We start from the raw sequence: 12488 nt of genomic DNA, 5'->3' as shown, positions 1-12488 counted from the left end.
GAGACAACAATGAAGATGCAAAGCAAGCGGTGGGCCGCCGCGGCGGCCGCCCTGGGTGCGCTGCTCGCGGCCCCGGCCCTGGCGGCCAAGCCCTATCCCGAGCGTCCCGTGACGCTGGTCGTCGGCTACGCGGCGGGCGGCGCCACCGACATCGTGGCGCGCCTGATGGCGAAGTCCCTCTCGGAAGAATTGGGCCAGACCATCGTGGTGGAGAACAAGACCGGCGCCAACAGCAACATAGGCGCGGAAATCGTCTCGCGCGCCGCGCCAGACGGCTACACGCTGTATGTGGGTTCCATCGCCAACACCATCAACCGCACGCTGTACAGCCAGCTCAACTATGACTTCGTGAAGGGCTTCGAGCCCGTGGGCCTGCTGGCGACCATTCCGAACATCCTGGTCGTCAACCCCAAGCTGCCGGTCAAGACCGTGCAGGAATACGTGGCCTACGCGAAGAAGAATCCGGGCAAGCTGACCTGCGCCTCTTCCGGCAGCGGCTCGTCCATCCACCTGTCGTGCGAGCTGTTCAAGATGCAGACCGGCACCGACATCCTGCACGTGCCGTACCGCGGCAGCGGCCCGGCCGTGGCCGACCTGCTGGGCGGCCAGGTGGATTCCATGTTCGACAACCTGCCCTCGTCGCTGCCGCACGTGCAGGCCGGCAAGCTGCGCGCCATCGGCGTGACCTCGCCGCAGCGCCTGCCCTCCGCGCCCGACACGCCCACGCTGGCCGAATCCGGCCTGCCCGGCTTCGAGGTGGAATCCTGGTTCGGCGTGATGGCGCCGGCTGGCACCCCCAAACCCGTCGTCGAGCGCTTGAACCAGGCCATCAACAAGGCGCTGGCCAGCCCGGCGCTGCAGGCGTCCTACCAGCAATCCGGCTTCTACGCGCCGCAGCAGCCCAACACCCCCGAGACCTACGCCCAGAAGATCGCCAGCGAGATCGACAAATGGGGCAAGGTCGTCAAGAGCGCCAACCTCAAAGCCAACTAGGAACACCAGGATGTACCCGATAGATTTCTTCTTCCGCGCCGCCGAGCAGTATCCGGAGCGCATCGCGCTGGACGGTCCCGAAGGCCAGGTCACTTACTCGCAATTGGCCGCCGATACGCGGGCGCTGGCCGCGGCCTTGCAAGAACTGGATCCCGCGCCGCAGACGCGGGTGGCGATCTGCGCCGGCAACTCCGCGCGGCACATCCTGGCGCTGCTGGCCGTGCTGGCCAGCGGCAAGGTGTGGGTGCCGCTCAACTACCGCAGCACGGAACGCGAGATCGGGCGCATCCTGGACGCCACCGAGCCGTCCATCGTGATCGTGGACGGCGTGGGCGCGCCGCTGGCGCCTCCGGCCCAGGCGCCGCAAGGCCGCCGCCACATCCATCTGGACGACGCATCGGCGCCGCTGGCGCTGGATGAGCTGCTGGCCCGCTGCGCCGGACGCGAGCCGCAGCGCCACGCGCTACCGCGCGACGCCACCCAGGCCATCAAGTTCACAGGCGGCACCACCGGCCTGCCCAAGGGCGTGATGCAGCCCTACCACGCGTGGAACGCGGGCATCATCAACCAGATCATGAGCTGGGGCCTGACCCACGAAGACCGCTATGTGGTGGCCGCCCCCATCACGCACGGCACCGGCACATACCTCTTGCCGGTGCTGGCGCGCGGCGGCGCCCATCTGCTGTTGGATGGCGTCACGCCGGCCAGCATAACCGCCGCCTTCCGCGAGCGCGGCGGCACGCTGAGCTTCATGCCGCCTACCCTGATCTACATGATCATGGCGCAGCCCGGCGTCTCGCGCGCCGACTTCCCGCGGCTGCGCAACCTGATCTACGGCGGCGCGCCCATGCCCGTGGAAAAGATCGATCGGGCGCGCGAATTCTTCGGCCCTGTGCTGGGCACCACCTACGGCCAGACCGAGGCGCCGCAGATCATGACGGTGCTGCGCCCCGCCGACCTGGAAGCGCCGGAGAACCGCGCCTCGGTCGGACGCGTCACCTGGCTCAGCGACGTGGCTATCATGTCGCCCGACGGCGCGCTGCTGCCGCGCGGCGAGATCGGCGAGGTCGTGGTGCAGGGCGACCTGGTCATGTCGGGCTACTGGCGCCTGCCCGAAAAAACCGCCGAAACGGTGGTGGACGGCTGGCTGCATACCGGCGACACCGGCCTGATCGATGCGCGCGGCTATCTGTTCCTGAAGGACCGGCTGCGCGACGTGATCATCACCGGCGGCTTCAACATCTACCCGGTGGACGTGGAGAACGCGCTGTCCGCGCATCCCGCCGTCTACGAGTGCTCGGTGTTCGGACTGCCCGACGACAAGTGGGGCGAAGCGGTCCACGCCGCCGTGCAGTTCCATCCCGGCGCGCAGGCCAGCGCGGACGAGTTGAAGGCGCACGTGCGCGCCCTGCTCGGCCCCGTGGCCACGCCCAAGCAATTCCACATCCATGACAGCCTGCCGCGCTCCAGCGTGGGCAAGGTACTGAAAAACGCCGTGCGCGACGCGGCCCTGAAGGAGACCTCATGAAAACGCCCGAAACCCGCCTCTGCGCGCATCACCTTACCGGCATGTCCTACCGCGACGTGGATCTGGTCGAAGACCTGATCGGCAAGAAGACCTTCACCGAAGTCATGATCATGCAGATCCTGGGCCGCGAGGCGCGCCCGGTGGACCTGCGCATCGTCGACGCGGTGCTGGTCACGCTGATGGAGCATGGCCTGACGCCCAGCGCCATCGCCACCCGGCTGATCTACATGAGCGCGCCGGAAAACCTGCAGGGCGCGGTGGCGTCCGGCCTCATGGCGGTAGGCAGCCAGTTCGTCGGCACCATGGAAAACTGCTCGCGCCTGCTGGACCGCATCCGCCAGGCCGACGACGGCCGCGCAGAAGCCCTGGCGATCGCCCGCGAGTTCCGCGAATCGCGCAGCGCCCTGCCGGGCTTCGGCCACCATCTGCACAAGCCCGACGACCCGCGCTCGATCAAGCTGCTGGCGCTGGCCGAGGCCGAACCGGAACTCAAGGGCGACTCGCTCAAGGCGCTGCGCCTGCTCTCGGCCGCGATCGACGAGACCTACGGCAAGCACATCACCATCAACGCCACCGGCGCGGTGGCCGCGTTGCTCAGCGAGATCGGCGTGCCGACCGAACTGATGCGCGGCTTCGCCGTCATTTCGCGCGCGGCCGGCCTGGTGTCGCACGTGGCCGAGGAACAGCAAAGTCCATCGGGACGCTACATCTGGGAAACCATAGACCAGGCCATTCCCTATGTGGGCAAAGGCAAGACGCATCAAGACGGAGAGCAGGCGTAACGGCGCAGCCGCATGGACGGGGGAATGGCCAGCGAGTACGCCTGACCGCTCCCCCCGCAGCGCTCAACCCAGGTTCGGCGCCAGGGTACGCTTCAGGTCTTCGATGCTGCGGCCACTGCGGGCGGCGTAGTCCTGCAACTGGTCTTCGCCGATCACGCCCACGTTGAAGTACTGCGACTGCGGGTGGCTGAAGTAGAAGCCGGACACGCTGGAGGCCGGGTACATGGCATAGCTGTCGGTCAGCATCATGCCGATATCGGCGCCGTCCAGCACGCGGAACATGTCGGTCTTGATGACGTGTTCGGGGCAGGCCGGGTAGCCGGGCGCGGGGCGGATGCCCACGTACTTCTCAGCGATCATGTCGTCATTGGACAGGGCTTCGTCGGGCGCATAGCCCCACAGATCCTGGCGCACGCGGGCATGCAGGCATTCGGCGAAGCCTTCGGCCAGGCGGTCGGCCAGCGACTTCAGCATGATGCTGGAGTAGTCGTCCAGCGCCTTTTCGAATTCCGCTTCCTTCTTTTCGATGCCCAGGCCCGCCGTGACGGCGAACATGCCGATGTAGTCCAGCTTGCCGCTGGACTTGGGCGCGATGAAATCGGACAGGCACTTGTTGCTGACGCCTTCGCGCTTGGCGCCCTGCTGGCGCAGATTGCGGTAGGTGAACAGCACCTCGCTGCGGGTCTCGTCCTTGTAGACCTCGATGTCTTCGTCGTTGATGCTGTTGGCCGGATAGAAGCCCACCACGCCGTTGGCGGTGAGCCAGCGGCCTTCGATGATGCGCTTCATCATGGCCAGGCCGTCGGCGTAGACCTTGCGCGCCTGCTCGCCCACGACCTTGTCGTCCAGGATGGCGGGGAACGGGCCGAACAGGCTCCAGGTCTGGAAGAACGGACCCCAGTCCACGTACTTGGCGATTTCGGCCAGGTCGTAGCTCTTGAAGGTGCGGCGGCCGATGAACTTCGGGCGCGGCGGCGTGTAGTTGTCCCAGTCGATCGCGGGGCGCGAGGCGCGCGCGTCCGCCAGCGGCAGGATGGGCGTGGCCTTGCGGTTGGCGTGGCGGCGGCGCACCTCTTCGTATTCCTCGGCCAACTCCGCCAGATACGTTGCCGACTGGTCCGACATCAGGTTCGTCGCCACGCCCACGGAACGGCTGGCGTCCGGCACGTAGATCACCGGGCCTTCGTAGTTGGGCGCGATTTTGACGGCGGTGTGCACGCGGCTGGTGGTGGCGCCGCCTATCATCAGCGGCAGTTTGCGGCTGCGGAAGTACTCGTCGCGCTGCATCTCGCTGGCCACATAGGCCATTTCTTCCAGGCTGGGCGTGATCAGGCCGGACAGGCCGACGATGTCGGCGTTCTCTTCCTTGGCCTTTTCCAGGATCTGGGCGCAGGGCACCATCACGCCCATGTTCACGACTTCGAAGTTATTGCACTGCAGGACCACCGATACGATGTTCTTGCCGATGTCGTGCACGTCGCCCTTGACGGTGGCGATGACGATCTTGCCCTTGGCGCGCACGTCGCCGCCCGCGGCCGCGATCTGGCGCTTTTCTTCCTCGATGAAGGGAATCAGGTGGGCCACGGCCTGCTTCATGACGCGGGCCGACTTCACCACCTGCGGCAGGAACATCTTGCCTTCGCCGAACAGGTCGCCCACCACGTTCATGCCGTCCATCAGCGGGCCTTCGATCACTTCGATCGGACGGCCGCCGCGCGCGGCGATCTTCTGGCGCACTTCCTCGGTGTCCTCGACGATGAAGGCGGTGATGCCGTGCACCAGCGCATGCGACAGGCGCGCCTCGACCTCGGCATTACGCCAGGTCAGGTCCTCTTCCTTCTTGGCGCCAGAGCCCTTCACGCTGTCGGCGAACTGCACCAGGCGCTCGGTCGGGGTGCGCTCGTCGTCGGCTTCCGTCTTGCCCACGGGCTCGGCGCGGTCCAGCACCACGTCCTCGACCAGGTCGCGCAGCTTGGGATCCAGGTCGGCGTACACGCCCAGCTGGCCGGCGTTGACGATGCCCATCGTCATGCCTTCCTTGACGGCGTAATAGAGGAACACCGTGTGGATGGCCTCGCGCATGGGCTCATTGCCGCGGAACGAGAAGCTGACGTTGGACACGCCGCCCGAGATGCGGGCGTAGGGCAGGTTCTCGCGGATCCAGCGCGTGCCTTCGATGAAGTCCACGGCGTAGTGGTTGTGTTCGTCGATGCCGGTGGCGACCGCGAAGACGTTGGGATCGAAGATGATGTCTTCCGGCGGGAAGCCTTCTTCCTCGACCAGGATCTTGTAGGCGCGGCCGCAGATTTCCTTGCGGCGCTCCAGCGTGTCGGCCTGGCCCTGTTCGTCGAACGCCATCACCACCACGGCCGCGCCGTAGCGGCGGCACAGGCGCGCATGGTGGCGGAAGGGCTCCAGCCCTTCCTTCATGGAGATCGAGTTCACCACGGGCTTGCCCTGCACGCACTTCAGGCCTTCTTCGATGACTTCCCACTTGGAGCTGTCGATCATGATCGGCACGCGCGCGATGTCGGGCTCGGAGGCGATCAGGTTGAGGAAGCGCCGCATGCAGGCCACCGAATCCAGCATGGCCTCGTCCATGTTGATGTCGATGATCTGCGCGCCATTCTCGACCTGCTGGCGGGCCACGGCCAGCGCCTCGTCGTATTTCTCTTCGCGGATCAGGCGGGCGAACATCTTGCTGCCCGTCACGTTGGTGCGTTCACCGACGTTGACGTACAGCGTGTCTTCGTCGATGTTCAGCGGCTCCAGGCCCGACAGGCGGGTCTTGACCGGAATGTCCGGCACGGCGCGCGGAGTCAACGACATGACCTTGGCCGCGATCTCGCGGATGTGGTCCGGGGTGGTGCCGCAACAGCCGCCCGACATGTTGACCAGCCCGGCGCGGGCGAATTCCTCCAGCAGCGCCGAGGTATCGGCCGGGGTTTCGTCAAAGCCGGTCTCGGCCATGGGATTGGGCAGGCCGGCGTTCGGATAGACGCAGACGTAGGTGTCGCAGATGCGGGCAAGCTCGGCCACGTAGGGCCGCATCAGCGCCGCGCCCAGCGCGCAGTTCAGGCCGATGGTGATGGGGCGCGCGTGGCGCACCGAGTTCCAGAAGGCTTCCACGGTCTGGCCGGAAAGGATGCGCCCGGACGCGTCGGTCACCGTGCCCGAGATCATCACGGGCAGGCGCACGCCGCGCGCCTCGAACACTTCCTCGGTAGCGAAGATGGCCGCCTTGGCGTTCAGGGTGTCGAAGATGGTTTCGATCAGGACGATGTCGATGCCGCCGTCCAGCAGGCCGTTGAGCTGCTCCACATAGGCGACGCGCAGTTCCTCGAAGGTGACGTTGCGCGCGCCCGGATCGTTCACGTCCGGCGAGATCGACGCGGTCTTGGGCTGCGGACCCAGCGCGCCGGCCACGAAGCGCGGCCGCTCGGGCGTGCTGTAGGCGTCACAGGCCTCGCGCGCCAGGCGCGCGGACACCAGGTTCAGTTCGTAGGCCAGTTCCGGCAGTTCATAGTCGCCCTGCGCGATGGTGGTGGCGCCGAAGGTGTTGGTCTCGATGACGTCGGCTCCGGCTTCCAGGTACTGGCGATGGATCTCGGAGATCACGTCCGGACGCACCAGCGACAGCAGCTCGTTGTTGCCCTTGACGTCCTTGCCGTGGCCGGCGAAGCGCTCGCCGCGGAAATCCGCCTCGCCCAGCTTGTAGCGCTGGATCATGGTGCCCATGGCGCCATCCAGGATCAGGATGCGCTTGCCCAGCAGGCGGGCGAATTCGCTGCCGTGGGTATAGGCTTCGGGCGGGTAAGGCAGGCGGGGATACGACACGGGCAGGTCCGGATGGAGTTGGCGATGGCGGCGCTATGTGGCGAAAAAGCGAAAAACGCCGCAAAAACAAGCCCTGATCGTAACAAAATGGGCCTATCCGCGCCTCCCGGTGATACAGTTTCGGCCCCGAACCGGTGCTTTCGGCGCACTAGGCAGGCAAGAACGCAACACTTGCCAGCCGCGCGCGAAAGGTAAACGGGAAACAGGAAGAACCTCCCAGGACTGCCGCCCCACAAGGCGCCGGCAAACCCTGGCTCCAGCCTGTGCTGCCCCCGCAACGGTCCCCATGCGCGCAATGCGCCCATGGCAGCCCGATACCGGCCTGTTCGATCGCCAGGAAGTCCATGCATTGCCGCCAGGCCTACACCGGCCCGCCGCGGCTTGGGCATCCTCCCCATCGTGAATGGCCTGCGGGGTCGCGGGTCGCATCGAGGTTACGTAGATGAAAACCCGCTCCATCCGGCGCTATGCCGGCGCCCTGCTCTGCTCCGCCCCGGCCATCGCCGCCGCCCAGCAAGCCGCCCCCGACACTCCCCAGTTCGACGCCATCACGGTCACCGCCCAGCGCGTGCCCACCGACGGCCGCACGCTGCCGGTGTCGATCTCGATCATCACCGCCGAGGACATCGCCGCGTCCAGCGCCCGCACCATGCAGGATGTGCTGTCGACCCAGGCCGGCATCCACCTGATCAACACCAGCAGCTCCAGCGACAACTCCATCGTCGACCTGCGCGGCTTCGGCATCACCGGCGCCAGCAACACGCTGATCCTGATCGACGGCGTGAAGCAGAACACCAATGACCTGTCGGCCCCCAGCCTGGGCGTGGTGCCGCTGGACCAGGTCGAGCGCATTGAAATCGTGCGCGGCAGCGGTTCGGTGCAATATGGCGGCGGCACCACCGGCGGCGTGATCAACATCATCACGCGCCCTGATTTCGCCAAGGAACCGGTAAGCGCCCGCGCCACCGCCACCTTCGGCAGCTACGGCCTGCGCCAGTATGACGCCGCCGTGGCCATGAACAATGAAAAGGTCGGCGTCGACGCCTACATGCAGTCGCTGCACAGCGACGGCTACCGCGATCACAGCGGCGAGCGGCGCGAGGGCGGCGGCGGCGGCATCACCTTCCGCCATGACGACGGCTCGATCCGCCTGTACGGCCGCACCACCACCCAGAAGCTGGAACTGCCCGGCCCGCGCACGATCAACCCCAAGACCGGCCTGAACGAATACCAGGACGATCCGCGCGGCTCGAAGAACGACGTCGATTACGTCAAGACCACCACCACCACCTTCGGCCTGCAGCTCGAGCAGGCCATCGGCGCCGGCACCTTGTACGCCGACCTGTCGACCCGCGAAAAGAAGCTCGATGGCCTGACCTACGACGGCTTCGGCGACATCCTGCGCGACCAGAAGCTGGAAGAGAACATCGCCAGCGTGCGCTACCGCCTGCCGATCAATGGCGGCCACAGCATCGTCTTCGGCGCCGACGGCCAGGAAGCCAAGACCACCGCCAACCAGAACGCCTACTACGACTTCCAGCCCTCGAAGTGGCAGTCGCGCCAGCACCAGTACGGCCTGTTCGCCGAAGGCCAGGTACGCGCCACCGATACCACCTACGTGACGGCCGGCGTGCGCCGCCAGTACGCCTCCGACGACCTCGACGTGATTTCCGGCTCGGGCACGGCGTCGGACCGCAGCAACCACCTGACCGCCTGGCAGCTGGGCGTGCGCCAGGACCTGCCCGCCGGCTTCGGCGTGTATGGCAAGGTCGGCCGCAGCTTCCGCCTGCCCAACGCCGATGAACTGCTGTCGGTGCAGACCCCGCTGGCGCCGCAGACCTCCACCGACAAGGAAATCGGCGTGACCTGGCAATCGGCCAGCAGCAGCGCCCGCCTGTCGTACTTCCGCTATGACCTGACCAACGAGATCCAGTACAACCCGCTGGCCGACGGCATCTGGGGCCCGGGCACGGGCGCCAACACCAACCTGGATCCGACCCGCCGCCAAGGCATCGAACTGGAAGGCCACACCGCCATTTCCAGCAGCGTGTCGCTGGACGCCAACCTGACCTGGATGGAAGCGCAATTCCGCTCCGGCACCTACGCCGGCGTGGACCTGGCTGGCAAGACCGTGCCGCTGGCGCCCAAGTGGCTGGCCAACGCCGGCGTGACCTGGCGTCCCACCGATGCGTTCCTGTGGAACGTGACGGCGCAATACGTGGGCAAGTCGCGCATGGACAACGACCAGGCCAACCAGTTCGCCAAGGAACTGGACGCCTACGTACTGTTCAACACCAAGGTGGCGTACAAGTTCACGCGCAACATCGAAGGCGCCATCGGCGTGAACAACATCTTCGACCGCCAGTACGCCACGTACGGCATCCGCGGCGGCAATGCTTCGTTCGAGATGCTGGGCCCGGTCGCCAACTACAGCCTGTACCCCGCGCCTGGCCGCAACTTCTACGCGTCGCTCACGCTGCGCTACTGATCGCGGCATTCCGATATAGTCGGCGTTCCCCGCTGGCTATATCGGTCTCCTGCATGACCCGCGCACGCACCCTCCCTCGCATCGCTCCGGGGCTGTTCCTGGCCCTGGGCGCGCTGCTGTCTGCGGGACCCGCCGCGGCAAGTTCCCTGGCAGGTCCGGCAACCCGTGCCGCGGCCGGCGCGGCCATCCAGGTCCGCGACGACCAGGGACGCCAGGTCTCGCTGGCCGCCCCCGCGCAACGCGCCGTCACCCTGGCCCCGCACGCCACCGAACTCGTCTTTGCCGCCGGCGCGGGCGACCGGCTCATCGCCACCATCCGCGGCAGCGACTATCCGCCCGCCGCTCGCCAGCTGCCCGTCATCGGCGACGGCACCCAGCCCGATCCCGAACGCGTGGCGGCCGTGCGCCCGGACCTGCTGATCGCCTGGCAGCCCGCCGCCGCCGCGCCGCTGGCGCGGGTGATGGACAAGCTGGGCGTGCCGGTGTTCTACAGCGATCCGCAGACCCTGGCCGCCATCCCCGATGCAGTCGAACGCATGGGTGCCCTGTTCGGCACCGAAGCGCAGGCGCGGCCCGCGGCCCAGGCCCTGCGCGCGCGGCTGGACGCCCTGGCCGCCCGCTATGCCGGCCGCCGCCCCGTGCGCGTCTTCGTGCAGGCGGGGCTGGATCCCATCTACACCCTGAACGACAGCAGCATCGTCAGTGACGCCCTGCGCGTCTGCGGCGGCGTCAATGTCTTCGGCCAGGCCCCCGTGGTGGCGCCCCAGGTCACGCTGGAAAGCGTGCTGGCGGCGCGGCCCGAGGCCGTGCTGGCCGGCACGTCCCGACCCGAGGACGGCGCCCGCAACCTGGCAGCCTGGCAGGCGCTGGGGCTGCCCGCCGCGCGGCTGGGGCGCGTGTACGGCGTGGACGCCGACGCCCTGTACCGCCCGGGTCCGCGCCTGATCGACGCCGCCGAGGCGATCTGCGCCGATCTGGACCGCCTGCGCTGAACCGCGTCCGCGCCGCGATCTGCAAATAGTGGAACGCTACATTTCACCGGACGGGTCTGCCGCGCGGCGCCGTGCTTTATCATTCGTCCAACGAATCGCCAGTCCCCGCGGGTCTCGCATCGTGCGCACCCGCCCTTTGAACCTCCGCCATGACCACTCAAGACACCCTCACCATCGCCGGCCGCGCCTACTCGTCGCGCCTGCTCGTCGGCACCGGCAAGTACAAGGACTTCGAACAGACCCGCGCGGCGTTGGACGCCAGCGGCACCGAGATCGTCACCGTCGCCATCCGCCGCACCAATATCGGCCAGAACGCCGGTGAACCGAATCTGCTGGACTACGTCCCTCCGTCCAAATTCACGCTGCTGCCCAACACCGCCGGCTGCTACAGCGCCGACGAGGCCGTGCGCACGCTGCGCCTGGCGCGCGAACTGCTGGACGGCCATGACCTCGTGAAGCTGGAGGTGCTGGGCGACCCGCAGACCCTGTTCCCCAACATGCCGGAGACGCTCAAGGCCACCAAGACCCTGGTGGACGAAGGCTTCAAGGTCATGGTGTATTGCACCGACGATCCCATCCAGTGCCGCATGCTGGAAGACCTGGGCGCGGTCGCCGTGATGCCGCTGGCCTCGCTGATCGGCTCGGGCATGGGTATCCTGAATCCCTGGAACCTGCGCCTGATCATCGAACAGGCCCGCGTGCCCATCGTGGTGGACGCCGGCGTGGGTACCGCGTCGGACGCCGCCATCGCCATGGAACTGGGCTGCGACGCCGTCCTGATGAACACCGCCATCGCCGGCGCGCGCGATCCCATCCTGATGGCCAGCGCCATGAAGAAAGGCGTGGAAGCCGGCCGCGAGGCCTTCCTGGCCGGCCGCATGCCCAAGAAGCTGTACAGCGGCGCTCCCAGCTCGCCCAACGAAGGCCTGATCACGGCAGGCGCCCCCAAATGAACGGTCGCCAGCAGGCCGCCAGCGGCCGTCCCATCCCCAACGCGTTGACCATCGCCGGCGTCGACCCGTCCGGCGGCGCCGGCATCCTGGCCGACGTGAAGGCCATGAGCGCGCTGGGCGCCTACGGCTGCGCGGTGATCGCCGCGCTGACGGCGCAGAACACCCAGGGCGTCACCGGCATCTCTGCGGTGCCGCCCGCTTTCGTCGGCCAGCAGATCGACACGCTGTTCGCGGACGTGCGCATCGACGCGGTCAAGATCGGCATGCTGGGCCAGCAGCCGGTGATCCAGGTGGTGGCCGAGAAGCTCGCCAAGTGGACCCCCGCCCACGTGGTGCTGGACCCGGTCATGGTGGCCAAGAGCGGCGACCTGCTCCTGGAGCGCGACGCCGTGGGCGCCATGCGCGAAGCCCTGCTGCCGCAGTCCACCCTGCTGACGCCCAACCTGCCCGAAGCCGGCGTGCTGCTGGAAGAGCGCCCGGTCGAGACGGTCAAGGAAATGCGGCGCGTGGCCGAACGCCTGCGCAACAAGCTGGCCCATTCGGGCGAGCGCTGGGTGCTGGTCAAGGGCGGCCACCTGCCCGGCAACGAGACCATCGACCTGCTGCACGACGGCGACCGCATGATCGAGCTGCCCGGCCACCGCATCGAAACCGCCAATACCCACGGCACCGGCTGCACGCTGTCGGCGGCGCTGGCCGCCCTGCTGCCGCAAACCGGGGACGTGCCCGAGGCGGCGCGTCGCGCCAAGGCCTACCTCACGGAGGCCATCCGCCACGCCGAGCGCCTGTCGGTGGGGTCGGGCCACGGCCCGGTGCACCACTTCCACGCCTGGTGGTAGATCCGGACGTCTGAAACATCTGTCGGCGGGGCCGGGCGTCACAGTACGCTACGAATCGGTACAATGGTCTGTTGAT

8 protein-coding genes are annotated in these 12488 nt (G+C 67.6%); 7 read left to right on the top strand and 1 reads right to left on the bottom strand.

The features are described from left to right. Positions 1–9: 9 nt before the first annotated feature. Genes IB258_RS18395 through IB258_RS18385 form a run of 3 tightly spaced genes read left to right on the top strand, consistent with a single transcriptional unit; the run spans position 10 to position 3303 of the window. Complete coding sequence (locus tag IB258_RS18395) at positions 10–993, top strand: tripartite tricarboxylate transporter substrate binding protein (RefSeq protein WP_175180443.1); 984 nt, start codon at positions 10–12, stop codon at positions 991–993. A gap of 10 nt (positions 994–1003) precedes the next feature. Continuing rightward, on the top strand, positions 1004–2521 hold the full coding sequence (locus IB258_RS18390) for a class I adenylate-forming enzyme family protein (RefSeq protein WP_192352985.1): 1518 nt from the start codon (positions 1004–1006) through the stop codon (positions 2519–2521). Beyond that, the gene (locus IB258_RS18385; RefSeq protein ID WP_054454971.1) at positions 2518–3303 is read left to right on the top strand and encodes a citryl-CoA lyase; all 786 of its coding nucleotides are present in this window, start codon (positions 2518–2520) and stop codon (positions 3301–3303) included. The genes IB258_RS18390 and IB258_RS18385 overlap by 4 nt, the downstream gene beginning before the upstream one ends. Before the next feature lie 63 nt (positions 3304–3366). On the opposite strand, the gene metH is transcribed toward IB258_RS18385, so the two are convergent. Then, positions 3367–7140 (bottom strand): methionine synthase, encoded by a 3774-nt coding sequence (metH, locus tag IB258_RS18380; RefSeq protein WP_192352984.1) that lies wholly within the window; start codon positions 7138–7140, stop codon positions 3367–3369. 442 nt (positions 7141–7582) lie between these two features. On the opposite strand from metH, the gene IB258_RS18375 reads away from it, so the two are divergent. From IB258_RS18375 to thiD, 4 genes are all read left to right on the top strand, one after another. After that, a complete protein-coding gene (locus tag IB258_RS18375; protein WP_192352983.1) occupies positions 7583–9628 on the top strand; it encodes a TonB-dependent receptor in 2046 nt (681 codons plus the stop codon). A 53-nt stretch (positions 9629–9681) separates the two neighbouring features. Further along, complete coding sequence (locus IB258_RS18370) at positions 9682–10620, top strand: cobalamin-binding protein (protein WP_192330445.1); 939 nt, start codon at positions 9682–9684, stop codon at positions 10618–10620. Between the two features lie 149 nt (positions 10621–10769). Further along, on the top strand, positions 10770–11573 hold the full coding sequence (locus IB258_RS18365) for a thiazole synthase (protein WP_054454980.1): 804 nt from the start codon (positions 10770–10772) through the stop codon (positions 11571–11573). Beyond that, positions 11570–12412: a bifunctional hydroxymethylpyrimidine kinase/phosphomethylpyrimidine kinase gene (thiD, locus tag IB258_RS18360; RefSeq protein WP_054454982.1), complete on the top strand. Its 843-nt coding sequence runs from the start codon at positions 11570–11572 to the stop codon at positions 12410–12412. The genes IB258_RS18365 and thiD overlap by 4 nt, the downstream gene beginning before the upstream one ends. Positions 12413–12488: the final 76 nt, after the last annotated feature.

This window comes from Achromobacter sp. ACM02, from assembly GCF_014851605.1.
Classification (GTDB): domain Bacteria; phylum Pseudomonadota; class Gammaproteobacteria; order Burkholderiales; family Burkholderiaceae_B; genus Achromobacter; species Achromobacter aegrifaciens.
This window is presented reverse-complemented; position numbering and strand designations above follow the sequence as displayed.

Excerpts from the sequence above, each read along its gene's own strand:
- IB258_RS18395 (WP_175180443.1), top strand. The coding sequence starts at position 10 with ATGAAGATGCAAAGCAAGCGGTGGGCCGCCGCGGCGGCCGCCCTGGGT.
- IB258_RS18390 (WP_192352985.1), top strand. The coding sequence starts at position 1,004 with ATGTACCCGATAGATTTCTTCTTCCGCGCCGCCGAGCAGTATCCGGAG.
- IB258_RS18385 (WP_054454971.1), top strand. The coding sequence starts at position 2,518 with ATGAAAACGCCCGAAACCCGCCTCTGCGCGCATCACCTTACCGGCATG.
- IB258_RS18375 (WP_192352983.1), top strand. The coding sequence starts at position 7,583 with ATGAAAACCCGCTCCATCCGGCGCTATGCCGGCGCCCTGCTCTGCTCC.
- IB258_RS18370 (WP_192330445.1), top strand. The coding sequence starts at position 9,682 with ATGACCCGCGCACGCACCCTCCCTCGCATCGCTCCGGGGCTGTTCCTG.
- IB258_RS18365 (WP_054454980.1), top strand. The coding sequence starts at position 10,770 with ATGACCACTCAAGACACCCTCACCATCGCCGGCCGCGCCTACTCGTCG.
- thiD (WP_054454982.1), top strand. The coding sequence starts at position 11,570 with ATGAACGGTCGCCAGCAGGCCGCCAGCGGCCGTCCCATCCCCAACGCG.